The organism is Frankia sp. CgKIO3 (assembly GCF_977946435.1).
Map to the genome: position 1 here is coordinate 1 of NZ_CDWTMO010000038.1, position 26197 is coordinate 26197.

The window sequence follows — 26197 nt, forward strand, 5'->3', positions numbered from 1 at the left end:
GTCCCTCCGCCCCGGCTCGTCCCCGGGGTGCCGGCTCGCGGGTGGGGAGGCTCCATCACACGCGAGGAGACAGACGCATGGGGTGAACCGACCCCGGCACCCCGGTGGGCACACCGTTGGACTGGCACCGGGCGGCCTGCGCCCCCGCGGCCCAGTTCGCCCGCGACGGCGCGGAAGCCGTCATCCAATACCGGTATGCCAGCGAGGTCCACGAGCTCCGGATGCCCGGCGTCATCTGGTCCGGCCTCGTCCAAGAGGCCCGCGTGGCCACGTTCACCACGCTGACCGCCGAGTGGACGGAGTGGGCGGTCGCCGGCGGCCTGGTCCGCCACGCGGACGGCCACGTTGACCTGCGCTACGGCTAGCTGGGCCTCCGGGACACATCCGCCTGCCCGCCACGATCTGGGATCAGATCCTCGCCGCGATCCGCGCACACGCCATCGACGGCCTCGACCGGTGACGGTCTGGCTCCAGCTCTGCAAGGACTGCAACGGTTTCGCGGTGCGGATCGGTGTCTACGCGACCAGCTACGGCCGTCCGCTCACGCTGATCTCATACCGCCCGTTCGCGGCGAGGTGGCGGACAAGCGCGCCGCGCTCACCCGTCTCGACGACCACCTGAGCGGCGCCTGACCGGACCACTCCCCCACGGTGGCCCCGGGCGCGTTGCTACACCCGTTGCTACACCCGCGGCGATTCACGGCTTTCGAGCGCCCCGATTGCCGCCATGGGGGGCATGGGGGGGCTCGGCCCCAGCAGACATCGCGGCTGGCGGCGAAGCTTCCCGAAGGGAAGCAAGCATGAAAGACCAGCCCGTGGGCGCGGCAGGGATCGAACCTGCGACCACTCGCTTGTAAGGCGAGCGCTCTCCCGCTGAGCTACGCGCCCGGGAGATGACGAGGTCAACTAAGACTACGCAGCGGCGAGCCCCGGCGGGAGCCGGCCCTCCACGACTCCCCAGACGCAGGCCGGCTCCCGCAAGGACGATCTTAGAGGATGGCGAGCGCCTTGAGGTACTCGGCCTGGTCCCGCGCGTCGGGGATGTTGTTGACGACCTTCCAGCGGACGACACCCTCCTTGTCGATGACGAAGGTGCCCCGCAGGGAGATGCCCCGCTCCGCGTTGAAGACGCCGTACGCGCTCGCGACGGCGCCGTGCGGCCAGAAGTCGGCGAGCAGCGGGAACTCGTAGCCCTGCTGGTCGGCCCAGACCTTGTGGGCGAACGGCGAGTCGACCGACACGGCCAGCACCTGGACGTCGTCGTTCTGGAACGAAGCGAGATCGTCCCGCACGGAGCACAGCTCGCCCTGGCAGACGCCGGTGAAGGTCAACGGGTAGAACAGCAGGACCACGTTGCGCTTACCCTGGAACTCGGACAGCGTGACAACCTCGTTGTTCTGGTCCTTCAGTGAGAAGTCCGGGGCGACGGAGCCAACCTCGACGGCCATGGGCTCTTCCTCTCCACAACGGTGGGGAACTGATCAGGGACCGGTGACCACAACGGATGATCACTACGGCGACGGGCCCCGCGCCAGATCCGGCGAGGGTACTCACCGATCGGCACGGATGTCCCGATCCAGCATGCCATTGCCGGCTACCTCGAAGCTGGCCGCCCATCCGCGGCGTGCCCTACACGACCTTCCGGATCTCCGCCATATCGCCTGGAACCGCACCCGACCTGGATGTTCACCCGCGTGCTCGGCAATCAGATCACGGCGATCAGACCGGGATGGAAGGTGTCCTTCCCGATCCGGTGACCCCGATGCGGCGGGTGTGCGGGTTTTCGAGGCCAGAGTGCCCTAGTCTGGCCGATCAACGCGGGAGCCGCACCGGCCGGACATGCGTGGGGGCATGGTGCCGTGCCCCGCGGCCGCCACTGGTATGGACACCGATGAGGACAGGGCCACTTTGACCAATCAGAGTTCCACCCCGCACGGATACCCCGCTCAGGAACCTCACCCGATCGACGGACCGGGCACATCCACCGGCGGATTTCCGATCTATGCGTTTCGTGAGTCTCTGACCGGCCACGAACCGCAGCAAGGCTACCCCGCCACCCCCGACTATGGGACACCGGGCCTGGCCGGACCACCTGGCTCCCCCGACACGTTCCAGGGGTCCGGCCTACTCGGGAGGAGGCGCAACCCCTTCGCGGTGTGGCTGGGTCTTCCTCTGATCACCCTGGGTGTCTACCCGTTCGTCTGGATCTACCGGACGAACAAAGAGCTCGCCGAGTATGACCGGCGCATCGAGGTGAACCCGACGCTGTCGCTGCTGGCCTTCCTGATCGGCTGGATGATCATCTTCCCACCGTTCGTCGCGGCCTGGCGGCTCGGCACCCGCGTCCGTAGCGCCCAGCGTGCGGCCGGGGTAGCCGAGACGAATCCGGTCCTGGCCTTCGCTCTCTTCCTCATCGGCGGCGGCGCGTTGGTCCTGCAGTTCGGAATCAACCGCATCTGGGACCGCTACCCCGGGGCGGTCGAGGGCCAGCAGGTGCCGCTCTACCGGTAACCGCTCTACCGGTAACCGCTCTACCAGTGACCGCCCGCCGCCCGGCCCACCCCGAACGCCGCCCGCGGCGGCCGGAGGCGCCCATACACCCCGCATCCGTCCCCGAGGCACGCGAGCACGGCGGCGCACGCCCGCCTCGACCCGGACCCCGAAACCGAGGGAACCGGGCCGGACCGACCCATGCCCGGCCGGGCCGGCCGGACCGGGCACCTTATGTCAGCGGTGGCGCACCCGCTGCGACTTCGGCGCCGCCAGCCGCTGGCCGGACCACTCCTGGGCGACGCTCAACGTGCTGGTCTGGACGAGACCCGCGGTGGGCACCGCGTCCAGCACGTCACTCGGCTCGACATGGCCGGCACGCCCGGCCTTGGGCGTCAGCAGCCAGATCACGCCGTCGTCGGACAGCTGCCGCCGTGCGTCGATGAGGGCGTTCGCCAGGTCCCCGTCATCCTCCCGCCACCACAGCAGGACGATGTCGACGACGTCGTCGGAGTCCTCGGGGACAAGCTCGGTCCCGCTGGCGCTCGTGACGGCGTCCAGCAGGTCCTGGGCGATGTCGTCGTCCTCGTTAAGCGACTGCACCTGGGTCCCGGCGGAGACTCCCAGCCGCTCCGCTCGGCGCTGACCCTCGGCGTTCGCCGCGGTCGGACTCACCCTCCACTACCTCCTGCTCGTATGTTGACGCTCCGCGTAATCGCGAGGGCGTCCCGTCTCGGTGGACGCATCCAACGATGATCCTCATCGGCTGGTGCGCCTCGACCTAGTCCACCGGACCTTCCGGTGACTGCGCAAGTGCCACGCCGTCGGTTGTGGACAAGCGACGGCGTGGTCAGCCTGGTGTGACTCCCCGCCAGTACCCCGGAAAGAGCGGAATCATCCCGCCAGGAACGACAGCCGGACCGTTCGATCGGGGTTGTCCACGTTGAGGTCCACCAGCGCAATGGACTGCCAGACCCCGAGCGCGAGGCGGCCGTCGATCACCGGCACCGTCAACGAGGGCGGGATGATGGCCGGCATCACATGCGAGCGGCCGTGACCGAACGTTCCATGCGCGTGGCGCCATCTGCCGTCGGCGGGGAGCAGATCCGCGAGCGCCGCGAGCAGGTCGATATCACTACTGGAACCCAACTCGGGGATGGCCACGCCGGCCGTGGCATGCGGCACGAAGACCGACAGCAACCCGTCGCTGGAACCGGCAAGGAACCGCCGCACATCAGGTGTGAGATCCACCACACTTTCTCGCCGGCCGGTGCGCACGGACAGCGTCGTCGTCTTCATCCGGGTCGCCATCAGGGTGATTGTCCACCACCGCGGGGCCCGGCATCGGCCGCACTACGGACGACAGGCCAACAACGCAACGCACATCGCCCAGGTCTCGACTCGGAAGTAACCAAGACGTACGTGACGAGGCCGCCGCGATGGAGCACGATGGTCCATGACATACCCGTTCTCCGGGTAACCTCCCCCCTCGGCCGTCAAGGGTCGGTCGATCACCCAGAGTTCAGGCATCGTATGGGATGAGCGAGCGGCCGGGATGCGGCGGCGCATTGATCATGCATGTTCCCACCCGGTGCGTTGCAAAAGGGACAACTAGGCCGGCGATCGTACGATCAGGACCTTTTCGCATGATCGCGACGGCCCCGGGAAGCTCGAGGAGCAGGAGAAGGCGTGACGCAGGACACAACCCGGAAGTTCTCGGTCATCACCGACGGGCTACCGAGTCAGCTGCCGGACATCGATCCCTCCGAAACCAGCGAGTGGCTGGAGTCGCTCGACGCCGTCATCGAGGAGTCCGGCCGCGGCCGGGCCCGCTTCATCATGCTGAAGCTCCTCGAACGGGCCCGGGAGAAGGCGGTCGGTGTTCCCGGTCTCACCAGCACCGACTACATCAACACCATCAGCCCGGAGCAGGAGCCCTGGTTCCCCGGCGACGAGCACATCGAACGCCGCATCCGGGCCTATATCCGGTGGAACGCGGCCATCATGGTGAGCCGCGCCAACCGCCCCGAGTTCAATGTCGGCGGTCACATCGCGACCTACGCCTCGAGCGCGAGCCTCTACGAGGTGGGCTTCAACCATTTCTTCCGCGGCAAGGACCATCTCAGTTCCTCGCCGGGAAGCGCCTCGGGTGACCAGATCTTTATTCAGGGCCACGCGTCCCCGGGCATCTACGCCCGCGCCTTCCTGGAAGGCCGGCTGACGGAGAAGCAGCTCGACGCCTTCCGGCGCGAGGGCGAGTCGGGCGGCCTGTCGTCCTACCCCCACCCGCGGCTTATGCCTGATTTCTGGGAGTTTCCCACGGTTTCGATGGGGATCGGGCCGATCAACGCCATCTATCAGGCCCGGTTCAACCGCTACCTGCTCAACCGCCAGATCAAGGACACCTCGAACAGCCGGGTGTGGGCGTTCCTCGGCGACGGCGAGATGGACGAGCCGGAGTCGATCGGCGCGCTGGGCGTGGCCGCCCGCGAGGAGCTCGACAACCTCATCTTCGTGGTCAACTGCAACCTGCAGCGCCTCGACGGCCCGGTCCGCGGCAACGGAAAGATCATGCAGGAGCTGGAGTCGCTGTTCCGGGGCGCCGGCTGGAACGTCATCAAGGTGGTCTGGGGCCGCGACTGGGACCCGCTGCTGGCCAAGGACACCGACGGCGTGCTGGTAAACCGCATGAACACCACGCCGGACGGGCAGTTCCAGACCTACTCGACGTCGTCGGGCGAATACATCCGGGAGCACTTCTTCGGCTCGGACGCCCGGCTGCGCCGGATGGTCGCGGACCTCTCCGACGACGATCTGCGCAAGCTCTCCCGCGGTGGCCACGACTACCGCAAGCTCTACGCGGCCTACAAGGCGGCGACCGAGCACGCGGGCCAGCCCACGGTCATCCTCGCGCACACCATCAAGGGCTGGACCCTGGGCAAGGACTTCGAGGCCCGCAACGCCACCCATCAGATGAAGAGGCTGACCAAGAGCGAGCTCAAGGAGTTCCGCGACCGGCTCTATCTGGCGATCCCGGACTCGGCGCTGTCAGGTGACCTGCCGCCCTACTGCCACCCCGGGCCGGACTCCGAGGAAATCGCGTACATGCGGGAACGCCGGGCCGCACTCGGCGGGTCGATCCCGCGGCGGGTCGTGCGGGCCAAGCCGCTCCCCCAGCCGCCAGCGAAGATCTTCGACGAGCTCCGGAAGGGCTCCGGCAAACAGCCCGTCGCCACGACGATGGCCTTCGTCCGGCTGCTGAAGGACCTCATGAAGACCAAGGAGATGGGCGCGCGTTTCGTGCCGGTCATCCCCGACGAGGCCCGCACCTTCGGCATGGACGCGATGTTCCCGACGGCGAAGATCTACTCGCCGCACGGGCAGCGCTACGAGGCCGTCGACCGCGAACTGCTGCTGTCCTACCAGGAGTCCGAGACCGGTCAGATACTGCACGAGGGCATCAGCGAGGCCGGATCGATGGGCTCGGTGATTGCCGCCGGCACAGCGTACGCCACCCACGCGCAGTACATGATCCCGGTCTACGTCTTTTACTCGATGTTCGGCTTCCAGCGCACCGGCGACCAGATGTGGGCGCTCGGCGACCAGCTCGGCCGCGGGTTCCTGCTCGGGGCGACCGCCGGTCGGACCACCCTCAACGGCGAGGGCCTGCAGCACCAGGACGGCCACTCCCTGCTCCTGGCCTCGACTAACCCGGCCTGCGTGGCCTACGACCCCGCCTTCGCCTTCGAGGTGACGCACATCGTCCGGGAGGCGCTCGACCGAATGTACGGCGAGCGGGACGACAACGTCTTCTACTACCTCACCGTCTACAACGAGCCGGTGCCGCAGCCGGCCGAGCCCGCGGGTCTCGACCCGGCGCAGATCATCTCCGGAATGTACCGGTTCCGCTCGGCCGAGGGCCTGGTCCGCGGGCTTCCGGCGGCGGGGGCCGGCGTGGACTCCCCGCCGCGGGCCCAACTGCTGGCCAGCGGGACTTCCATCCACTGGGCGCTGGCGGCGCAGGAGATCCTTGCCGCCGACTTCGGGGTCGCCGCCGACCTGTGGTCGGTGACCTCGTGGAACGAGCTTCGGCGGGAGGCGCTCGACTGCGACCGTGCCAACCTGCTCAACCCCGAGGCCGACGATGCCGTGCCGTACGTGACCCGCGCTCTCGAAGGGGCCGCCGGCCCGGTCGTGGCGGTCTCCGACTGGATGCGCGCGGTGCCCGACCAGATCTCCCGGTGGGTTCCGCAGCCGTTCACCTCGCTGGGCACTGACGGGTACGGCCGCTCCGACACCCGGGCCGCCCTGCGCCGGCACTTCAAGGTCGACGCCGAGTCGATCGTCGTCGCGACCCTGGAAGCCCTCGTCCGGGCCGGTGAGGTCAAGGCCACCACGGTCGAGGACGCGATCAGGCGATTCGGGCTGCGCGCCGGCGAGGCCGGCCTGAACGGGCCCGAGGCGATCGTGGCCAGCACCAGGATCGTGGCCAGCACCGAGCAGGACGAGCGGCCGATCTCGGGCTGACCGACCCACCCAGGCCCCGGAGCGCCCGGCCCCGGGATTGCCCGGGCATCCGGGCCATTCGGGGCCTCCCCTGCGCCGACGGAGCCACCTGCGGGCTCCCCGATGCCGGGGAGCCCGAGGTCACGGTGCCGGACCGGACCCCCGCGGGGCCCACCCGGCGCGGAGCCCCGGGTAGCGGGTCCGGAAGGTGGGGCCCGCGCGATGGAGCCCACCGCGTTCGGGCCATCACCTCCAGGCCGGCCCGTCCGGCCCATCCGGCCCACCGCATTCGGATCGGTACCTCCGGGCCACCCCGACTGGGCGCCGGGCCGCGCGCCGGATCCCCTTGGCGCCCGATCTCGGCCCCGCGACCTCGGGTTTCATTCTCCGGGCCCACCGCGTTGACCTTCTGCATCCGGGCGCACCTGGTTCCGGCGCGCCCGGTCCGGACCTCCCGGAGGAGTTACCCAGCGCATCAGCACTGTCCGTGATGAACCCCACCGCGCTTGGCTTCATCGGGGTCCACCGCCGTCCCCGATTCGGCTACGCCCCGGGGCTTTCGCGGTACCCCATGTTCCACTCGATGACGCGTTGAGTTCCGCATCGCCGCCGCGGACACTAGTCTCTCGAGGGTGATGTCCAAAGGTTGGTCACGCGGCGTTACCAGCCGCGAAACCGCCGGCAGCGAAGCCTCCGGCACGTACTCCCGACCCCCGTCGGTGTCGGAGAGCAACGAAAACCCGCCTGCCGATCACCGCACGGCCACTTCGCGGTCCGGTACGGTCAGGCATCTGTCAGGTCGCTGTCAGTTCAATTGTCAGGTCAATCAGGAGCCGGCCGGCCGGCGCGCGGCTGCGGATCGCGACGAGGCCCGCGCGGCGCATGCTGCGACGGTCGAGGAGGACGAGGTGAACGGTGTCGCGACGACCACCGCACCCGCGGCGGCATCACCTGTACCGCGGACGGGCGGGAGCGCGGTGAACCCACGGCGGTCCCAGTGCGGCGGCGCGAGCCGCGCGGGCGGGACGGCGGCATGATCCTGCGGGCCCGTCGCATCGAGCGGCTGGAGGAACATCCCAACCTCCGCGGCATTCTCGGCATCCTCGCCCAACTCGTCCACACCACCGACACGGAGCTCGTCTCGCTCGCCGGCGCCTGGCGCAACTCGGGGTACCTCGCCGCAGCCCGGGACAAGGCGCTCTCCCCCGACTCGCCATTGATCGTCGAGGTGCTGGCCGCCTTCGACGCGTTGAGCGCGATCTACGCCGACGACCTCACCGGCGCGGAGTACGTCACCGTCGAACCGACGATCGCCGCCACGGCTCTGCGCGCGATGCGCGACGCGGTCGCCGCCTCCTACGCCCGGCCCATCCTCGGCCGCGCGGAGTATGCGGCGCTGATGCGTCCGTGGCGTACGGTCTACCCCCGCGCGCGCACACACGAACCCGACCTCGGCCCGGCCGCGGCGGACGTGAAGCGGGTTCTCGCGGCACTCCCGGTCCTCGCCGGGCGCTGCCACGATCCAGACAGCCTCGAGGTCTTCGACGGCCTGCTGGTGTCCGCGCTCACCCGCGACGACTCCGCGCACCAGATGGCGATGGACGCCGCCTTCGCGAGCGCCGTGGTGACCGGGCGTCGCCGGGTGTGGACCCTGGTCCGGCGCAGCGCCGCCGAGGGCTTCTGGCGGTTGTGCCCGTACTGCCGCGGCCATCGGGGCACCGATTCGAGCGAGGACCGGCGGGTCATGGAGCTGTGCGCCGACCTGGCCTGCGCGCTGCTCGTCGAGGATCTCCTCGACGCCGACCAGTTCACCCGGCTGACCAGCCCGCTGCACACGCTCATCCCGTTGCAGCACCGCCGCGGTCGCTGACGCCGCCGCGGTCCGCCCGGCTGTCGGTCCGCCCGGCTGTCGGTCCACCGGCCCGGCTCAGCCGGATGCGTCGGGCCGCCACGGCCGGTAGACGATCAGTCGGGCTCCGCCCGGAGTGATGACGATGCGTTCCACCCCCTCCGTGACCTCGCCGTCACAGGCGAACGGCAGCGGGCCGGGCTGACGGGATGAGATCGTGACCCGTTCGACCGTGTGTTGTTCGTACACCCGGCTGCGCCCGAGACGGCCGGTCAGCACCGCCCCCACCAGCCGGAGCCGGGGAAGCGGCGCCGCGGCGTCGACCACCCGCAGGTCCAGCAGCCCTTCGTCAAGGCGGGTGCGGTAGGTGGGGGCGAACCCGCCGGGCTGGTAGATCCCGTTGCCGATGAAGATCAGCCAGACCCGGCGGTACTCGGAGTCGATCTCGACCTCGAACGGCGCTTCGTGGCGTAGCACCCAGCTCAGCGCGATGAGCATCGCCGGCCACTTGCCGATATGGCGCTCGAACCGTGCACGAATGGCGACCATGTCCGGGTAACCGCCGAGGCTCGCGGTGTTCACGAAGATACGGGAGAACCGACTGAACGTCGCGCTGATGCCCTCGGCCCGGCCGATGCCGACGGCGACCGCCGAACCCTCCCGTATCGCCTGCACCGAGTCACCCGCCCCGGCGAGTCCGACGTCCGCGGCGAAGTGGTTGAGCGTGCCCGCGGGGAAGACCGCCAGCGGCACGCCGTGCGCCAGCGCGGTCTGGGCGGCCGCGTTGATGGTGCCGTCGCCGCCGGCGACGCCCAGCACACGGGACCGCGCCGCCGCGGACACCAGCGCGGTTCTTACGTCGCCGCCCGCGTCGACCTCGACGACCCGGGCCCTGGGCAGGTCGGCCCGCAGCACGGCGAGCAGGTCCGTGTGGTTACCCGGACCGGAACGAGCGTTCACCACCACCGTGAGGCCGTCGCCGTCGGGCAGGGCAGGCGCCCACGCCGACACGGGGCTGGCCCGGGCAGGGGCCCACGGCCGACGCGGCATCACCTTCGTCGTCAGCAGGCCCGCCCCGATCCCCAGCAGCACGCCGGCGGCCACGTCCCCGGGATAGTGCACCCCGACATACACCCGGGAGAACGCCACCGTGGCGGCGAGCGCGGCCACCGGCACTGCCGCGCCGGGCGCGTCCAACGCGACTCCGGTGACGAAGGCGGCCGCCGACGCCGCGTGCCCGGAAGGGAACGAGAACGTCGTGAGATCCTCGCGAAGCCGCCGCAGCGGGGGAATCGTGTGAGTCGGTGGGCGGTCCCGGCGGAACACCACCTTCATCGGCCCGTTGGCGAGGACGCTCGCGACTCCCAGGGCGAGCAGGCCACGGGCGGCCGCCAGGCGACGGCGTCCCTTCGTCGCACCGAGCGTCCCGGCCACCCCCCACCAGAGCAGACCGTGATCGGCGGCATGAGACAGCCGCGGCAGCACCGGGTCGAGCAGCGGTCTGCCACCGGCCAGCGCCGCGAACAGCGACCGGTCCGCCCTGGTGAAGGCGTGCAGGAACGTCCGGCCCAGCGCGATGTCACGGCGCATGAGGATCCGGGCACGCCGACCGACCCGGCTCTCCGCGGGCCAGCGGAGAGCGGTCCCGGTTCCCGGCCTCGTTACCGGCCTTGACCCCACGCCGGCACCGTACCCGTAACGGGGACACCCAGATCAACTGGGATGAACCTCACATCCTCCCGAACCCCGCGGGAGGAGCGAGCAGAAGGAGCTCGCTGTCAGGCCGCGGCTGTCAGAGCGCGCCTGTTCAGAGCGCGCCTGTCAGACCGCGACCGGGGCCTGGCTCGCCCATCTCGGAGCCGGCGGCCATGCCACGCCCCCGGGCCGGGGCAGCGCCCGTCGTGGCTCGACGGTGCGACCTGTCGGCAGGATCTCGCCGGTGTCCTCGAACAGGATCACCCCGTTACACAGCAGGATCCAGCCCTGGTCCCAATGCTGGCTGGCCACCCGGGCGGCGTCACGATCCACACTGTCCGCCGTGGGGCAGGGCGGGAAGTGCGGGCAACCACGTCGCCGGGGTGCGGCTGCGCGTGAGGCGCCGGCGGGCAGGGGATCGGAGGACGGCTCGGGCGAGGATGGCTCCGGGTCGTCGGAGGGCACCGGGGACGCCGATGCCGGGTCTGAAACGCGAACAGCTTGCACGAGCACCAGACGTTACGCCTCTCCGTAAGAAGCGTCACACCGAGGCGCGGGTGAAGGGGCCGACATGTCTGCGACCCCGGCCCGCAAGTCGGCGTGGACAATGGCTGTGACCAGCGCGGATGCGAAACACGGCACATCGGGAACCAGCCGGGCGGACCACGGGGTGCCTACAGCGAGATGCCGGTAACAGGACCGGACCATCGGATCGGTAGATTACGGGGCGGTGGCCGAGCGGTTCCGCCACCCTGACCGCAACAATGACGTGGGCCGGTTCCGCTGATGCGCCCACCTGCATGAACGGCGCCCGTTGCCCCCGGCGACCGGGCATCGACACGGCAGGGCCACGGACAGGCACCAGTGAACGGCCACGGACCCGGACATGCCCGGCCACAAGGGGGTACGGACGATGGACGGCGCCACGAGTGTCGGTACCGATACCTTCGGGGGCCTCCCCACCGGCGGGGGTTCCGGCCCGCGTGCCGGCGGAAAGCCGGTCGAGGTGTCGGTCGTCATGCCGTGTCTGAACGAGCAGGAGTCGGTCGGCATCTGCGTACACAAGGCCCTTGCGGGACTGGCCACCGCGGGTGCCGCGGGCGAGGTCGTCGTTGTCGACAACGGGTCCACGGACCGGTCGGTGGACGTCGCCGCCGCCGCGGGTGCCCGGGTCGTCCGCGAGACCCGGCGCGGCTACGGCAACGCCTACCTGGCCGGGTTCGCCGCCGCCCGAGGCCGGCTGATCGTGATGGGCGACGCCGACGACTCCTACGACTTCTCAGATCTGGGCGTCCTGCTCGCTCCGCTGCGCGCCGGGCGGGCCGACTACGTGCTCGGGTCGCGCTTCGCCGGGGAGATCCTGCCGGGAGCGATGCCCTGGCTGCACCGTTACGTCGGCAACCCCGCACTCACCGGCATCCTGAACCGGCTGTTCGACGTCCGTTCCTCCGACGCGCACTCGGGCATGCGGGCCTTCAGCCGAGAGGCGTACCTGCGTATGCAGCTGCGCTGCGAGGGGATGGAGCTCGCCTCCGAACTGGTGATCGCCGCGGGCCGCGCCGAGCTGCGGATCGAGGAGGTGCCGATCACCTACCATCCGCGGGTCGGGGCCTCCAAGCTGCACTCCCTGCGGGACGGTTGGCGGCACCTGCGGTTCATGCTGCTGCTGGCGCCGAGGCACCTGTTCGTGCTGCCCGGCCTGGTGCTGCTGGCGCTCGGGATCGCGGGCCAGGCGGCGCTGCTGCCCGGCTCGCTCAATCTCGGCTTCCACCGGCTGGACCTGCACTTCTCGATCCTGTTCGCGCTGCTGGCGCTGCTCGGCTGGCAACTGGTGCTGCTGGGGGTCTGCGCCGACGTCCACAACCACGCCCTCGGCTGGCAGGAGCGCCGCCGCTGGCCACTGCCGCTCATCCACCGCCTGTTCACCCTCGAACGCGGGCTTGCGCTCGGCGCGGGCCTGTTCATCGTCGGATTCGTCGTGGACGTGGTCGTCCTCATCCGCTGGCTGGCCAACAATCTCGGGCCGCTCAACGAGATGCGCCCGGCACTGCTCGCGATGACGCTGATGGTGCTGGGCGCGCAGACCGCCTTCGGATCCTTCTTCCTGCGGCTGCTGACCGCCGGGCCCAGCGGGGGGCATCAGCGGGCGTCGGCCCGCGGTACCCGTGCCGGCACGGGCCCTGACGCGGGCGCGGTTGCGAGTGCCGGCCCAGGCTCCACCCGGGTCGGGACAGACTCCACCCGGGCCGGGGCGAGCGGCCCACGGGCCGACACGCCCGGTCTCGGCCCGTTCTTCGAGGCGCCGGAACACCCGGCCGAGGTCGTCAGGTTCTGAGAACGGCGGATATTCATCATGGCCGTCCTGGGCAGACGCCGCTTTCCACCGCTGCCCGGCGACGCCGCGCCCGTCTCCCTACGCGATCCCGCTGTCCTCGGGGATGACCCCGCGGATGACCTCGCCGCCCCGGGCCGGGTGCCGTCCGGGGAGCACCCCGGCCCGCTCTATGGCCCGAACGCGCGGCGCCGTGCATCGGGTCCGGCCTCCGCCCAGCCGGCCCGACCCGCCCGGCCGGTCGCGCGGCATCTACCCTTCGCGGTTCTCCTGGTCGCCGGGATGACGCTGCGGGTGGTCACCGGGCACGCCTACCGGCCGGCGTTCGAGTTCAACGGCGACTCCTATGCCTACCTGCGACTTTCCACCCTGCACGCGCCCGACCCGATGCGGCCGGCCGGCTACCCCGCCTTCCTGCGCCTGCTGTCGCACACCGGCGACCTGTGGTGGGTGACAGTGGTCCAGCACGTCGCGGGCCTGGCGCTCGGGGTGGGGATCTACGTCCTGCTGGTCCACCGCCGAGTGGCGGCCCCGGTAGCGGCCCTCGCCGCCGCGCCGGTCCTGCTGGACGCCTACCAGCTTGTCCTCGAGCACTACGTGATGGCCGAGACACTGTTCGCGGTCCTGCTGGTCGCCGCGATGATCGCCCTGACCTGGTCGGCACGACCGTCGGTGTGGGCGTGCGAGCTCGCCGGCCTGTTACTGGGCGGGGCGGGCCTGGTCCGCACCATCGGGGTCGCCATGGGTGTGCTCGCCGTGGGCTACCTGCTTCTTCGTCGCGTCGGATGGCTCCGGTCCGCCGCCTTCGCCGTGATGCTCGCCGTTCCACTCGTCGGCTACGCGGGCTGGTTCCACACCGCGCACGGGAAATACGCGCTCACCGGTGGGGACGCGGTGTGGATGTACGGCCGGGTGGCACCGATCGCCGAATGTGATCGCCTGCACCTGAGCACACGCCAGCTCGTCCTGTGCTCCCCGCATCCGGTGACGGGGCGGCCCGATCCCAGCTACTACGTCTGGAACGGCAACAGCCCGCACTGGCGGCTCGACATGCCCGACGACAAGCGGGACGCGCTGCTGCACGACTTCACCCGCCAGGTCATCCGGTATCAGTTCGGTGACTACGCCCGGATGGTCGGCGGGGAGATCGCGCACTACTTCGCCCCGGGCCGACCGGTCGGGCACCGCGACTGGCCGGACGCGACCTGGCGGTTCCCGACCGGTGACGAACCGCGCTACCTGCACAACAACGAGCCACTGCTCGGCTTCCACGGGGACGCGCCCACCCGCGTCATCCGCGAGCCGTCCGCCGGTTTCCTGCGGAGCTACCAGCGTCTCGTCTTCACGCCCGGTCCGGCCCTGGCCGCGATGATGATCGTCACCATCGCCGCGATCATAACCCCGGACCGGGACCGCCGTGCGTCGCCGGGAAACCACAGCACCCGGCGCCGGGGAGGTCTGCGGGACCGGGCCGCCGAAGATCGACGGCTGCGGGCGGACATGGCCCTCCTCGTGGCGGCCGGGGCCGCCACGCTCATCGTCCCGGCCGCGACGGTGTGCTTCGACTACCGCTACCTGCTCCCCGTCCTCGTGCTCTTCCCGCCTGCCGCCGCGCTCGCGACCCGCCGCTTCGTACTGCTCAGTCGAGCCCCAACCGGGGTGCCTCGATCGCCGGGCAGGTGTCCATGACGACGTCCAGCCCGGCCTCGCCCGCACGCACCGCGGCAGCCTCGTCCCGCACGCCGAGCTGGAGCCAGACACCCTTCGCGCCGATCTTCACTGCCTCGTCGACGACCGGGCCGGCGAACTCCGACCGGACAAACAGGTCGACGACGTCGACGGGGAACGGGATCTCGCTCAACGTCGCGTATCCCTGCTCCCCCGCGACCGTAGGCGCCGAGGGGTGCACAGGTACGACACGCTTGCCGTGCCGTCGCAGGTAGTCCGCAATGCTGTAGGCGGTCCGGCGGGTGTCGTTGGACAGCCCCACCACCGCCCAGACCTCGGTGTCGGTGAGCATGCGGCGAATGGTGTCGTCGTCTCCGAAGCGCATACCTGCATAACCGCCCATGCCACCCGGTTCATCCGGACCGCGGAAGGGCTTCTCGGCTCCCGGCAATGATGGCTACCGTTTCCCCGCATGGGGGCGAGAAGCGCGAGCCCCGGTGGAGGCGGGCGCATAGGATCTTCACGTGGAGAACGTGGAGCTTTCCCCGCTTCCGGCCGCCGGAGGACGGCTGGCCGGCGGGACGGGAGCCGGCGGTGAGTGACAAGCACGAGGTGACGCTGTCCGCCTCGGCCGAGCGGGACCTGTCGAAGCTGGCCGAGCTCACCCGCGGCGAGGTCCGCCGGTTCCTCGACGGTGCCCTGCGCGACGATCCGCGCAAGGCCGGCACTCCGATCCCCGGCGAGCAGGTCGGCATGCACGAGGCCAGCGGGCGGACCTGGCGGATCCTCTACCGGATCGACGCCAACACCTGTTCTGTGCGCGTCATGGTCGTCGCGCCGCGAGGAGCCCGCTCCCGGGTCGTGCCGACGATCGGCAACGCCCGCCCCGCCACCGGATGGCGCCGCGTCTGAACCTGTGGGAGCGGAGGCGGTCAGCGGTCACGAGACTCGTACGGTCAGTCAGGTAACGTTGACGCCGAAGTCCAGGGCGATCCCGCGCAACCCGGAGGCGTATCCCTGGCCGACGGCGCGGAACTTCCACTCCCCACCGTAGCGGTACAGCTCGCCGAAAATCATCGCCGTCTCCGTGGAGGCATCCTCGGTGAGGTCGTAACGGGCCACCTCCGCGCCGTTCGTCGCGTCCGTCACCCGGATGAACGCGTTACGGATCTGGCCAAAGGCCTGCCGACGCGAGTCGGCATCGTAGATGGACACGGTGAACACGACCTTCGCCGCCTGCGGGGTCAGCGTCCGCAGGTCGACGTTGATCTGCTCGTCGTCACCGCCGCCGCCACCGACCAGGTTGTCACCCAGGTGCTTCACCGCACCGTCCGGACTCACCAGATTGTTGAAGAACACGAAATAGCCGTCGGAAAGGACCCGGCCGGCGTCATTCACAATGATCGCGCTGGCGTCGAGGTCGTAGGCGGCACCGGTGGTCTGCCGCACCTGCCACCCCAGGCTCACCGTCACCGCAGTGAGGTTGAGGACGACCTTGCTCAGCGAGACATTGCCGCCCTTGGACAGCGACACGGAGGTCATATCCTCACCCTAATACCAATGGTCCCCGCCCTGCCGACCGGCGGGCCCTACGGCTCGATCAGGCGCCACCGGTCTGGTGTTCCCGGCTCGGAACGCGCCGCGCCGGTTGCCTCCAGCGTCGCGAGATACGACGTCGTGTCCATCACGGCGTTCTGCAGCGCCACCCCCCGCAGGTTCCGGAACGGCCGATGCCAGGTCACGTACCCGGCGACGTCCCAGACCCGCGAGGCACCCGCGCGCAGTCCCTCGACGACCTCGGACAGCCGGCCGGCGTGATGCGCGTCGAGCTCCGCGAGCCGGCGCTCCAGCCCGGTGAACCGGTGCTCGTGCGCCGGCAGCACCTCCTCGGCAGGCAGGCCCCGCAGCCGGGCCAGCGAGCGCAGGTAGTCGCCCAGCGGATCAGGAGCAGCCTCCTCCGGCGCGGGTACCCCGACCGCTGTCGAGGGCAGAACGTGGTCCCCGGAGAACAGCAGCCGGTTGGTCGGCTCCCAGAAGCAGAGGTGTCCCGGCGAATGGCCCGGTGTCCACAGTGCGGTGAGATCCCAGCCCGGGATGTCCGGCCGGTCGCCGTCCTCGATGAGGATATCGGGTCGCGGCAGGCCCCGGGCCGGCTGCTGGTAGCCCGCCAGCAGGCGCTCGGTCATCTCGGCGGGCGCCCCAGCCCGGGTCATCAGCTCGGAGATCCGGTCAGCGTAACCATGTTCGAAGTGCCGGAGCATCGCCTCGTCCAGGGGATGCAACGAGACCCACGCCCCGGATGCCTCCCGGATCCGGGGCGCCAGGCCATAGTGGTCCAGGTGCGCATGGGTCACCACGACGCCCTGCACGTCGGCCACCGACATCCTGATCATCGCCAGTCCGGCCTGCAACGCGTCGAACGCCTCGTCGAAGTCCCAGCCGGCGTCCATCAGGAACGGGCCCGTGGAAGTCTCGAAGACGTACACGAACACGTGCGCCGGTTTGGCCCAGGGCAGCGGGACGGGGATACTCCACAATCCCGGACGCACCTGCTCGACCGGCGGCAGGGGTCGACGCCACCGCGCGGCACCGTCCCGACCGGCCCGCTCCACGGCCGGCTGCGGCCCGGTCTGACGCGGCACACCGACATCCCCGAGAGCAGCGTCCACGACCTCACCCACCCGTTTTCTCCGGCGCCCGGCGGCGCGTGCATCGCGTACCGCGGCGCCCCGGACCTGCAACACCCGTCTCTGGGCCTGCGCCACCCGTCTTTGGATGATGCCGCGCCCCTGATCGTTCCCCATCCGCGACGAATGGTCGTCGCGATGATACCTTCACCACCCGACGAAACCTTGGCGCGTCCTGGCCAATCTGTCGTGCTATACCGTGCCGTCCGGTACCCCCCGAACCGGGCGGCACCATACTTTCCCACCGCCACCGCTGCCACCACCGCCACCACCGCGCCGATCAGGAGGGGCAGGGCAGAACGGTGAGGGATCCCGGTGCCCGGGAACGCCGCCCGTCGAGATCGGTCACCGTAGCCGTGTAGGTGATTGCCCCGGCCACACGGGTCGGGCCCACCGGGCCGGACCACGTCGACCGGTTACCCGTCGCCCGGTCAAGGACCAGACCAGCGACACACTCGCCCTGCCTCCGTCGGGGAGGCTCACCACGAGCTCCACGGCGAAGATGCCGGTCGCGTCGACGACGGACACCGTCACCGTGGACACCGCTGCCGGGGACGCGGTTGCCGGGGACGCGGTCGACCTGGCGGCCAGCGCGCAGCCGGACGGGTACAGCGTCGTCGGCGCCGCAACCATCGATACCACCTGTGGCGAGCCGTCGACCCTGGCGATGACCCGCACGTCGCCCCCGCCGCCCCCTCGCGGGGCCTGATCGGAACGGTCACGTCGATCGGTCCGGACGGTGCCGCCGCCCGGTCAAGAGTGATCACCAGGTGGACGACGGCCCCCGGATCGATCCGCGACCGGCCGGGCATCACGATGAGCCAGGACGGGCTGGCGCCGATCACGACGTCGACCGGCGCCGTGCCCTCGCCACGCAGGTCAAGCCGCCAGACGGAGTCGACGTCACCCAGGTCGGCCCTGGTCGAGCTCAGGCCGAGGGCCGGGCCGGAGGGCCGCGGAGCGACCGGGACGGCCGGTGACCCAGGCGGCGGTCCGGTCCGCGGTCTCGCGGCGGTCGGGGCGACCCGCGGCGGAACCGACCCGAGGCCGGCACTCGGGGAGGCCACGGGCGCGGTGGGAAGGGCTGGACCGGCACCCGGCCGAGCAGTGACCGGGGCTGCCGTCACGTCCGCCGGCCCGTCCTCGTCACCGGGCACGGGTGCCGGCGGTGCGACCGGCGCACCCGGCCTGCCTCCGGCAGGAACCCGCACGATGGTCGCCGGCCATCCGCCCACGCACAACCACCAGACCCGCAACGATGACGACCAACGCAACCACTACAGCAATGATGCGTCCCCACCGGATCGGCAGGATCCGACCTGAACGCCCCCAGGGAGAACGGTGACGTCCCGGCGATCCCGGGCCCCCGCACCATCATGCGTCATCATGACAAGATTAAGCCGACGGATTCTCGCTAGGGGACCAATTCGCTCGTTTCCGTCACGAAGTACGCTGAGATCTCTCTCGACCCTCGGGCCGAGGCGGGATGCCCCGATTCTCCCCGTTACTCCCGTTGTCCCCGTTACTCCCGTTGTCGCCGGCCTCCCGGCTCTCCCCGGTCCGCCGGCTGCGGAGCCGGCCGGGCGGCCCGCCCCGCAGCCGGCGCCCCCACCAGACCCACCATGCCAACGTCTGGGTCACCAGCGCGAAGCCGAACAGCAGATCCTCGACCGGAGCGTGTGCGATCCGCGGGCCGAGGATCCGGCGGGGGTCGTAGACGACGACGCCGAACCCGGTGAGGATCCCGTTGGAGATCAACTGGAACAATGCGATGATCGCGTAGGAAGTCCAGAAAACCCGCCGGGTCAGCAGCCGGGTCCGCAGGACCCACAGGTCCATCGCGATCGCCAGCGCGACCCCGACGACCGCTAGGGCCGTGTAGCTCACGGCCGATCACCATCGGGAGTCCCACCGGAACGCGTCGCGCTCGGATGGGCGGGCTCGGTCGCCGACGTCCCAGCCCCGCACCGCGCGCACGGCCTCCAGCGTCAGGATCGCGCACATCGGCACCACGACGAAGAACAGCAGCTCCTCCAGGGGAAGGCTCCCCGGAAGCAGGACCCCGGTGATGCGGCGCCGGTCGAAGCTCCAGTGCCCCGCGGAGACGGCGAACAGGTCCTAGGCAACGAAGATCACGATGACGGGGGCGAGGGTCAGCAGCAGCCGAACCGGCCGGGCGTACACCCGGGTGCCCAGAAACACCTCGAGCGGCGCCGTTCCGAGCAGGCATCCCGCCAGGACCGCGAGGTAGCTCAGATGGCGCATCGGTGGCTGGGGCGGAGGCTCGGACGGCGCATCGACAACTCTCAGACGGCTCTCAGACAGCGCGCAGACGCCGAGCGAGGGCAACGGCGCTCGCGGCCGGATCCTCGGCCCCGGTGAGGCCCCGCACGACCACCACGCGGCGCGCTCCCGTCGCGAGGATCTCATCCAGAGTATCCGGACCGACGCCACCGGTGACGAACCACGGCTTCACGCCCGGGACGAACGGAGGAGCGTGCCGCGCGGCCAGCCGGGGCAGGCCCAGGCCGACCGGCGGCCGGCCCTCCTTGGTGGGCGTGGCGTGCACCGGCCCCACGCACACGTAGTCGACGTCGGGGTCGGCGAGCGCCGCGAGGAACTGGTCGGGATCGTGCGTCGACTGTCCGATCAGCACGTCCGGGCTCACCAGGCGCCGGGCGAACCGCGGCGGGATATCGCCCTGACCGGCGTGCAGGATGTCGACCCCGGCGAAGGCGGCGAGGTCGGCACGGTCATTCGCGCTGACCAGCACTCCCCTGGCGCCAGCGACGGCCTGCACCCGCCGCAGCCCGCCGAGCTCCTCGTCCCATTCGAGCCCCTTCTCCCGGAGCTGGATCAGATCGACCCCGGGGGCCTCGGGCGTGCCGACCACGGCGCTCAGGAAGGCGTCGAACTCGGCCCGACGCGGCGTGCACAGGTACAGGCGGGCGTCGGCCAGCCGCCGCAACCGGTCCGCCCGGGCCGGCCCACCGGCGCGCGGCGACGATCCCTCAACCTCCGGCGACAGCACGCACGATCTCCAGGATGTCGCCGTCGGCGAGCCGGACGGCGGGCATCTCGGACGGCGTCAGCGCCACGCCATTGTGCTCGACCACCACCGAACCGGACGGCAGGCCCAGCTCGGCGAGCAGGTCGGGCAGCGGCTGGCCACTCGGGATGCCCCGCGGCGCACCATTGACGACGACCCGCGCCCGGGCGAGCGGCTCCAGGTGCGCACGCGGGTGCGAGTGCGAGTGCAGCGGACGATCGACCATTTTTCGACCCTACGGGAGCAGCGCCCGCCGTGCGGGCGGTGGGTACGGCCGGGACCGGGCCGGGGCTAGAAGGCCGACGCCTGGGCCCGCCGTTTGACCTCCTTGCCACGGTTCTCGATGAGTGCCTGCATGGGGGTGCCCGGCAGGCTCGGATCCTCCCGGAAGATCCAGTCGAGCGCCTCCTCATCGGTGAACCCCGCGTCGGCCAGCACCGTGAGCAATCCGGACAGCCCCTTGACGACGGCGCCGTCCCGGATGAAATCGGCAGGCACCCGCAGGACGCCCCCCTCCCGCTGGGCCAGCAGCGTCCGGTCGCGCACCATCTGCCGGACACGGGTCACGGGAACCTGCAGCTGATCGGCGACGTCAGGCAGGGTCAGCCAGTCCATGGTCAAGAGTAAACACCCAAGTCTCGATGGCGTCGTACGGTGCCGGCGCGGCCGCGGACGTTGGCCGCGCCCCTCGGCGACCGGATGACCAGGCAGTTCCCGGCCGGGACAGTCCGGCCGGAACGGGTCAGAGCGGAGCCACCTGGGCGCCGCCCGCGGCCGCCGAGCGCACCGCCGCCTCCAGCACCGCGACCACCGGACGGGCGGTCTCCACGCCGTAGCCGGACAGCGGCCAGCCCGAGACGAGACAGTCCGCCAAGTCCCGGTGAAACATACTGCCCGAGGTGGGTGCCAGCGGGATGTGGCTGCGCACCCCGTCATGGGTGATCAGCATGAGCGACGCCGCCTCCGCCTCGAGCATCTCGGCCTCGGACCGGCGACCGGCGTGCCGTCCCAACCGCGGCACCAGCTTCCCCTCCCCGTCCCGGAAAGCCCCGCCGTCCCGGGAAGCCCCGCCGTCCAAGATCAGCGATCCGGTGGACCCGAGCACCTCGAACCGCGGGCGCCGGGCCACCGTCAGATCGGAGACCGTGACCTGCGCCTCGGCCCCGCTCGCGAAACGCAGCAGCAGCCGGCTGTGGTCAGCGTTGCTGACGTGGTGCCAGACCCGCTTGACGGTGGACGCGCTGACCCATTCGACGGGCTCGTCGACGAGGGCGAGGATCTGGTCGACGCAGGCGCTGCCCCGGTCATGGAGCTGCCCACCACTGATCCGCTCGTCGTCGTGCCAGGTGCCGGCCGGCCGGCGGAACCCGCCCCGGTGGGCGTCCAGCCGCAGCGGCTCGCCGACGGCGCCGCGGTGCACGACGGCGCGGACCGCCCGGTAGCCCGGGTCGTCCCGACCCTCCGGATACACCGCGAGCACCAGGGACCGGGCCTCCGCAAGCTGGTCGGCGTCCGGGGTCGACAGGCAGAGCGGGGCGTGCACGACGACGTGTTTGCCGGCCTCCAGCGCACGACCGGCCCATTCGAGCCGGGTGTGGGTCGGTGTGGCCACGATGACGACCCCGAGATCGGGATCGTTGACCAGGTCGTCCGGGTCGTCAACGCGGCGCGGCGGGCGACCCGCCGCGTGCGCCGGGAGCCGGCCGGCACCGCCGTCACAGAGGGCGGCGAGTTCCAGACCCTCGGTCGCGTCCACCGCCGAGTGGTGCGTCCCGGTGGTGTCCGGGGTGCCCAGCAGCCCGACCCTGGCCGGCGCGGCGTCGAGCACGCCGAGGCAGTGCCGCAGCCAACGTCCCACAAGCCGGTGGTAGGCGGGATCGGCGAGCACGGCGGGACCGGTACCCAGGGTGAATATGCCGAGGCCCGTGGAGGGCCGCCAGGTGCAGACGGGATGCTCGCCCATCTCGTGCCGGACCAGGAGCAGCCGCTCCACGTCGTCGGCAATCTTGTCGGGGATGATCCAGCTTTCCCGGGGGCGGAAGTCCGCGGACCGGGCCATGACCGCGCCGCCCTGCGGCCCGACGGTCAACCGCAGGCCGTAGGGCGCGGTGGTCCGCCCCGGGATGAGACCGGACGCCTCGATGAGCAGACTTCTCGGCGGCAGCGCCCGCATGGTCGGCCCGGCGAGCAGGACCGGGACGGTCTGCCGGGCCCGGTCCAGCAACTCCTGCTCGACGTGGTCGAGCGGACGGTCGATGAGCACGAGAAGCGCGTCGGCCGACCGTGCCGAGGTCGGGCCGAGACCCGCTGCCCGCAAATGGTCGCCGAGCGCGTTCACACCGGCCAGGTTCGACACCAGGTGAATGCGAGGCACGTCTCCGCACTCTAGTGACCGTTCCTGACGTTCCGGCGATTGGGGTCGCCAAACAAGGATCCGCACAAGGATGCGCACATAACGCAATGGCCGGCAGGGGCACCAATGATCCTGATATCCAGAAATCCCGCCATCCGGCCGACCGGAACGCCGGGAACGCCGGGAACGCCGGGAAAACCCGGAACACCGGGAACGCCGGGAACGCCGGGCCGTCACCGGGCGTCATCGACTTGCCGCGGCCAGTTCCTTCATCGACACGGAGATATCGGCGAAATGCTCCCGATCCGGGATACCGTCGGCCGCCATCAACCGGCGACCGGCGACCATGTCCATCGGGCGCCCCACGGTGACCAGCGCTTCGAGACGGCCGTCCCGGGCGAACCACCCGGCCGACCAGCCGGGCGGACGCCCGCCGCCGGGCGGCACGACGACGCCCGGATCGCCCCGGAACACCAGGTCGGCCTCCGCCGAGGGCAGTCCCGCGAACTGCACCATGCGGCCGAACTGTTCCGACCAGAAATAGGGCACCGGGTCGTAGACGGCCTCCCCGCCGAGCAGCGTGGTGACCGCGACCGCGGGCGACTGCTGGGCGCAGTCCCAGTGCTCGACCCGCAGCCGCCGCCCGTAGCGACGCGACCACCAGGCGGCACAGTCACCGACCGCGACCACCGGCGGCGGGTCGCCGTCGGCATCGTCGGCACCATGGGCCCACTGGGCGGCGAGATGCTCGTCGACCACAACTCCCCGGTCGAGGGCGAGCCCGGAACCGGCGAGCCAGGCGATACCGGGCCGCACCCCGACGCCGACGACGACCTCGTCCGCGATCAGCTCCTCACCGCCGGCCAGCACCAGCCCGTCGGAGGTGACCCGCTCCACGGCCGTAGCCAGGCGCAGGGTGACCCCGGCCCGGGCGTACCACGCGATCGTGCACCGGCCCACCTGCGCGCCGAGCGCGGCGAACAGCGGCGAGGCGGCCGCCTCCACGACGGTGACCTCGGCACCGATCGCTGCCGCCGCCGTGGCGACCTCCGCGCCGATCCAGCCGGCACCGACGATGACGAGCCGGACGCCGGGGCGCAGAGCGTCACGCAGGCGCCGAGCGTCGTCAATGGAACGCAGGACCCGCTGCGGGCCGTCGCCCGGCAGGGTTACCGGCTCAGCTCCCGTCGCCAGCACCAGGCCGTCGTAGTCCAGCGGCCCCGTGTCGGTCTCCACGGTGCCCGGTCGCAGGCCGGTCGCCCGCCGCCCGAGGCACACCTCGACCCCGTCGAGGTCGAAGGGCAACGTCGTGTCGTCGATACGGCCGGAGAGCACGGCCTTGGACAGGGGCGGACGATCGTAGGGCCGGTGCGGCTCCGCCCCGAGCAGGATCACCTCTCCCGCGAAACCACGTGCGCGCACCTCGGCGGCGGCCCGGCCCCCCGCCATTCCCGCGCCCACGACGACTATTCGCTGCATTCGAGCAGACTATCGATGACCCGCGACGCCGGGCCGCCGTCACCGCACCGGGTCGACGAGCGGAAAGGCGTCCTTCCACACCGGCTCGTACCCGGCTTCGGCGAGCATCGCGGCGATCTGTGCCGGCGAACGCTCGTCGGAGATCGAGAACTGTTCCTGGGCCGTGCCGGGCGTGGTGTAGCCGCCGGGTTCGGTGGAGGAACCGGCGCTCATGGTGGTCACGGCGATGCGGACGAGCCCGTCGCGCAGCACCGCCGGCTCCCGGGTCGACAGCGACAGCGACAGGTCCGGCTCGAACAGGCGCAGGGCCGCGTACGCCTGGACGAACTCCGCGTCACCGACGACGACCGGCGGGAACCCGCTGGCACTCGGCTTGATGCGCGGCAGCGCGATCGAGACCTCGGTCCGCCAGTAGCGACGGGAGAGAAAGGATGCGTGCGCGGCCAGCGCGAGCACGTCAGCGCGCCAGTCCGGGGCGAGCCCGAGCAGCGCGCCGATCCCGAGCCGGCGCGCCCCGGCCCGGGCGGCCCGTTCGAACGAGGACAGCCGCCGGTCGTAGTCACGCTTCCAGCCGGCGACATGCACCTCGGCGTAGCGGGCCCGGTCGTAGGTCTCCTGGTAATGGACGACTCCCTCCAACCCGGCACGCACCAGCCGGGCATAGGTGTCGTCCGACCAGGTCTGGGTCTCGATGCTGATCGAGGGGAACATCGGCCGCAGCCGCTCGACCACCGCGACGAGGTAGTCGGCCGACACCTCGACGCGATGCTCGCCGGAGACGAGCAGCAGATGACGGAACCCCCGGTCGGCCAGCAGGCGTCCCTCCACTACCACCTCCTCGATACCCAGCGTGCGGCGCACCACCGGCAGGCCCTTGGCGAAGCCGCAGTAGGTGCAGGACGACAGGCAGGCGTTCGACACGTACATCGGGGCGAACAGCCGGACCGCCCGACCGAACCGGAGCAGGGTCGCCTCCCGGGCGGCAATCGCCAGCTCCTCCAACCGGGCGGTGGCCGCGGGTGAGAGCAGGATCGCCAGCTCCGCGAGACCGATCCGGGGGGTGGCTGACCCGCCGGATCCGGGCCGAACCCGCCGCAGCACCGTGCCCACCTCGGCGGACGTGGCCCGCCGCGACATCGCGGACAGCCCGGCCAGGTCGTGACCGGCAAGTTCACGCGCGAACTCCCCTGGCGGGGCGCTCACCTGGACGCCTCGCCCACCACCGCCGCCGGCACGGGTACCGGGGACGCCGAGGGCGCGAGCGACGCCGGTGACGGGTGGGCGCCGAGGAACCCGGTGAGCGGGGAGGAGGCGGACGCCACCGTGGCCGGGCCGGCGGCCCCTCGGCCGGCCAGGAAACCCAGCCGGCCGGCGGCGGTGGCGAGCGCGAAGGCCCGCGCCATGCGCGCCGGATCGGCGGCCACCGCGATGGCGGTGTTGACCAGCACCGCGGCCGCGCCGATCTCCATCGCCTCGGCCGCGTCCGAGGGCACCCCGAGCCCGGCGTCCACCACCACCGGCACCCCGGCGCTCGCCACGATTGCCTCGATCGCGTCCCGGGTGCGCAGCCCGCGGTTCGAGCCGATCCAGCTGCCCAGCGGCATCACGGTGGCGCAGCCGACCTCCTCCAGCCGGCGGGCCAGCACCGGATCGGCCGAACAATAGGGCAGAACCGTGAAGCCGTCGGCCACCATGAGCTCGGCGGCGCGCAGGGTCTCCACCGGATCCGGCGCCAGGGTGCGCGGATCCGGGGTGACCTCCAGCTTGACCAGACCGGTGCCCGTCGCCGCCCGCCCGAGGCGGGCCAGCCGCAGCGCCTCGGCCGCGTCCACCGCTCCCGAGGTGTTGGGCAGCAGGGTCATCGACCGCGGGATGAAGTCGAGAATGTCGCCGTCACCGATCCGGCCGATGTCGACCCGGCGCAGCGCCACGGTGACGATAGTGGCACCGGAGGCGACGAGGCTGTCCCGCATCACCTGGTGACTCGCGAACTTCCCGGTGCCGATCAGCAGCCGGCTGCCGTAGGACCGCCCGGCGATGACGAGATCGTCCGCCCCCGCGGCACCGTGCCCGGCCTCACCACCGCCCCC

Annotated in this window: 28 protein-coding genes and 1 tRNA gene; 10 read left to right on the top strand and 19 right to left on the bottom strand. The window is 71.2% G+C overall.

What is annotated here, in order from left to right:
• The first annotated feature begins 104 nt into the window (after positions 1-104).
• Both AC08OJ_RS06740 and AC08OJ_RS06745 read left to right on the top strand, forming a co-directional pair.
• Positions 105-365 carry a hypothetical protein gene (locus AC08OJ_RS06740; RefSeq protein WP_476592134.1) on the top strand — a complete coding sequence of 87 codons (261 nt, stop codon included), beginning with the start codon at positions 105-107 and terminating at the stop codon, positions 363-365.
• 91 nt (positions 366-456) lie between these two features.
• On the top strand, positions 457-621 hold the full coding sequence (locus AC08OJ_RS06745; RefSeq protein WP_476592135.1) for a hypothetical protein: 165 nt from the start codon (positions 457-459) through the stop codon (positions 619-621).
• Between the two features lie 194 nt (positions 622-815).
• On the opposite strand, the gene AC08OJ_RS06750 is transcribed toward AC08OJ_RS06745, so the two are convergent.
• Together AC08OJ_RS06750 and AC08OJ_RS06755 are read right to left on the bottom strand one after the other, a co-directional pair.
• Positions 816-887 (bottom strand) — tRNA-Val (locus AC08OJ_RS06750).
• Between the two features lie 101 nt (positions 888-988).
• Positions 989-1447 (bottom strand): peroxiredoxin, encoded by a 459-nt coding sequence (locus AC08OJ_RS06755; RefSeq protein ID WP_011437438.1) that lies wholly within the window; start codon positions 1445-1447, stop codon positions 989-991.
• A 460-nt stretch (positions 1448-1907) separates the two neighbouring features.
• On the opposite strand from AC08OJ_RS06755, the gene AC08OJ_RS06760 reads away from it, so the two are divergent.
• The gene (locus AC08OJ_RS06760) at positions 1908-2510 is read left to right on the top strand and encodes a DUF4234 domain-containing protein (RefSeq protein WP_476592136.1); all 603 of its coding nucleotides are present in this window, start codon (positions 1908-1910) and stop codon (positions 2508-2510) included.
• Positions 2511-2726: 216 nt separating this feature from the next.
• Here AC08OJ_RS06760 and AC08OJ_RS06765 read toward each other — a convergent pair whose 3' ends face one another.
• The gene (locus AC08OJ_RS06765; RefSeq protein ID WP_011437440.1) at positions 2727-3164 is read right to left on the bottom strand and encodes a DUF3052 domain-containing protein; all 438 of its coding nucleotides are present in this window, start codon (positions 3162-3164) and stop codon (positions 2727-2729) included.
• 219 nt (positions 3165-3383) lie between these two features.
• Entirely contained in the window at positions 3384-3788 is a 405-nt protein-coding gene (locus AC08OJ_RS06770; protein WP_476592153.1) for a secondary thiamine-phosphate synthase enzyme YjbQ, read from the bottom strand.
• A 390-nt stretch (positions 3789-4178) separates the two neighbouring features.
• On the opposite strand from AC08OJ_RS06770, the gene aceE reads away from it, so the two are divergent.
• Positions 4179-7016, top strand: coding sequence for a pyruvate dehydrogenase (acetyl-transferring), homodimeric type (gene aceE / locus AC08OJ_RS06775; RefSeq protein ID WP_476595305.1), 2838 nt, complete (start codon positions 4179-4181; stop codon positions 7014-7016).
• 1012 nt (positions 7017-8028) lie between these two features.
• The gene (locus AC08OJ_RS06780) at positions 8029-8865 is read left to right on the top strand and encodes an alpha-amylase family protein (protein ID WP_476592154.1); all 837 of its coding nucleotides are present in this window, start codon (positions 8029-8031) and stop codon (positions 8863-8865) included.
• Positions 8866-8922: 57 nt separating this feature from the next.
• Here AC08OJ_RS06780 and AC08OJ_RS06785 read toward each other — a convergent pair whose 3' ends face one another.
• Both AC08OJ_RS06785 and AC08OJ_RS06790 read right to left on the bottom strand, forming a co-directional pair.
• Complete coding sequence (locus AC08OJ_RS06785) at positions 8923-10434, bottom strand: phosphatase PAP2 family protein (RefSeq protein WP_476592138.1); 1512 nt, start codon at positions 10432-10434, stop codon at positions 8923-8925.
• 231 nt (positions 10435-10665) lie between these two features.
• On the bottom strand, positions 10666-11052 hold the full coding sequence (locus AC08OJ_RS06790; RefSeq protein ID WP_476592139.1) for a DUF5999 family protein: 387 nt from the start codon (positions 11050-11052) through the stop codon (positions 10666-10668).
• Between the two features lie 400 nt (positions 11053-11452).
• On the opposite strand from AC08OJ_RS06790, the gene AC08OJ_RS06795 reads away from it, so the two are divergent.
• Entirely contained in the window at positions 11453-12874 is a 1422-nt protein-coding gene (locus AC08OJ_RS06795; RefSeq protein ID WP_476592155.1) for a glycosyltransferase family 2 protein, read from the top strand.
• A gap of 18 nt (positions 12875-12892) precedes the next feature.
• Positions 12893-14560: a hypothetical protein gene (locus AC08OJ_RS06800; protein WP_476595306.1), complete on the top strand. Its 1668-nt coding sequence runs from the start codon at positions 12893-12895 to the stop codon at positions 14558-14560.
• Here AC08OJ_RS06800 and AC08OJ_RS06805 read toward each other — a convergent pair.
• On the bottom strand, positions 14511-14942 hold the full coding sequence (locus tag AC08OJ_RS06805; protein WP_476595307.1) for a CoA-binding protein: 432 nt from the start codon (positions 14940-14942) through the stop codon (positions 14511-14513). The two genes, AC08OJ_RS06800 and AC08OJ_RS06805, sit on opposite strands and share 50 nt — an antisense overlap.
• 191 nt (positions 14943-15133) lie before the next feature.
• Between AC08OJ_RS06805 and AC08OJ_RS06810 the strand changes: the two genes are divergently transcribed.
• On the top strand, positions 15134-15451 hold the full coding sequence (locus tag AC08OJ_RS06810) for a type II toxin-antitoxin system RelE family toxin (protein WP_462187969.1): 318 nt from the start codon (positions 15134-15136) through the stop codon (positions 15449-15451).
• A 48-nt stretch (positions 15452-15499) separates the two neighbouring features.
• Here the strand turns inward: AC08OJ_RS06810 and AC08OJ_RS06815 are convergent, their stop codons facing one another.
• Both AC08OJ_RS06815 and AC08OJ_RS06820 read right to left on the bottom strand, forming a co-directional pair.
• Entirely contained in the window at positions 15500-16081 is a 582-nt protein-coding gene (locus AC08OJ_RS06815; protein ID WP_476592142.1) for a TerD family protein, read from the bottom strand.
• A 47-nt stretch (positions 16082-16128) separates the two neighbouring features.
• A complete protein-coding gene (locus AC08OJ_RS06820) occupies positions 16129-17220 on the bottom strand; it encodes an MBL fold metallo-hydrolase (protein ID WP_476595308.1) in 1092 nt (363 codons plus the stop codon).
• 508 nt (positions 17221-17728) lie between these two features.
• On the opposite strand from AC08OJ_RS06820, the gene AC08OJ_RS06825 reads away from it, so the two are divergent.
• Together AC08OJ_RS06825 and AC08OJ_RS06830 are read left to right on the top strand one after the other, a co-directional pair.
• Positions 17729-17935, top strand: coding sequence for a hypothetical protein (locus AC08OJ_RS06825; RefSeq protein WP_476592144.1), 207 nt, complete (start codon positions 17729-17731; stop codon positions 17933-17935).
• Between the two features lie 61 nt (positions 17936-17996).
• The gene (locus AC08OJ_RS06830; RefSeq protein ID WP_476592145.1) at positions 17997-18206 is read left to right on the top strand and encodes a hypothetical protein; all 210 of its coding nucleotides are present in this window, start codon (positions 17997-17999) and stop codon (positions 18204-18206) included.
• 460 nt (positions 18207-18666) lie between these two features.
• Here AC08OJ_RS06830 and AC08OJ_RS06835 read toward each other — a convergent pair whose 3' ends face one another.
• The 10 genes from AC08OJ_RS06835 to AC08OJ_RS06880 form a co-directional block, all read right to left on the bottom strand.
• The gene (locus AC08OJ_RS06835) at positions 18667-19113 is read right to left on the bottom strand and encodes a lycopene cyclase domain-containing protein (RefSeq protein WP_476595309.1); all 447 of its coding nucleotides are present in this window, start codon (positions 19111-19113) and stop codon (positions 18667-18669) included.
• Positions 19114-19119: 6 nt separating this feature from the next.
• Positions 19120-19341 (bottom strand): lycopene cyclase domain-containing protein, encoded by a 222-nt coding sequence (locus tag AC08OJ_RS06840; protein WP_476595313.1) that lies wholly within the window; start codon positions 19339-19341, stop codon positions 19120-19122.
• A 3-nt stretch (positions 19342-19344) separates the two neighbouring features.
• Positions 19345-19491, bottom strand: coding sequence for a hypothetical protein (locus AC08OJ_RS06845; protein ID WP_476592147.1), 147 nt, complete (start codon positions 19489-19491; stop codon positions 19345-19347).
• Positions 19492-19543: 52 nt separating this feature from the next.
• Complete coding sequence (locus AC08OJ_RS06850) at positions 19544-20257, bottom strand: thiamine phosphate synthase (protein WP_476595310.1); 714 nt, start codon at positions 20255-20257, stop codon at positions 19544-19546.
• Positions 20238-20501 carry a sulfur carrier protein ThiS gene (gene thiS / locus AC08OJ_RS06855; protein ID WP_462187962.1) on the bottom strand — a complete coding sequence of 88 codons (264 nt, stop codon included), beginning with the start codon at positions 20499-20501 and terminating at the stop codon, positions 20238-20240. The genes AC08OJ_RS06850 and thiS overlap by 20 nt, the downstream gene beginning before the upstream one ends.
• Positions 20502-20566: 65 nt before the next feature.
• Positions 20567-20890: an Rv2175c family DNA-binding protein gene (locus AC08OJ_RS06860; protein ID WP_476592156.1), complete on the bottom strand. Its 324-nt coding sequence runs from the start codon at positions 20888-20890 to the stop codon at positions 20567-20569.
• 127 nt (positions 20891-21017) lie between these two features.
• Positions 21018-22649 (bottom strand): Gfo/Idh/MocA family protein, encoded by a 1632-nt coding sequence (locus AC08OJ_RS06865; protein WP_476595311.1) that lies wholly within the window; start codon positions 22647-22649, stop codon positions 21018-21020.
• A 222-nt stretch (positions 22650-22871) separates the two neighbouring features.
• Positions 22872-24107, bottom strand: coding sequence for an NAD(P)/FAD-dependent oxidoreductase (locus AC08OJ_RS06870; protein WP_476595312.1), 1236 nt, complete (start codon positions 24105-24107; stop codon positions 22872-22874).
• Between the two features lie 39 nt (positions 24108-24146).
• On the bottom strand, positions 24147-25310 hold the full coding sequence (thiH, locus tag AC08OJ_RS06875; protein WP_476592152.1) for a 2-iminoacetate synthase ThiH: 1164 nt from the start codon (positions 25308-25310) through the stop codon (positions 24147-24149).
• Complete coding sequence (locus AC08OJ_RS06880) at positions 25307-26146, bottom strand: thiazole synthase (protein WP_476595314.1); 840 nt, start codon at positions 26144-26146, stop codon at positions 25307-25309. Before AC08OJ_RS06880 ends, thiH begins: the two co-directional genes overlap by 4 nt.
• Between the last annotated feature and the right edge of the window lie 51 nt (positions 26147-26197).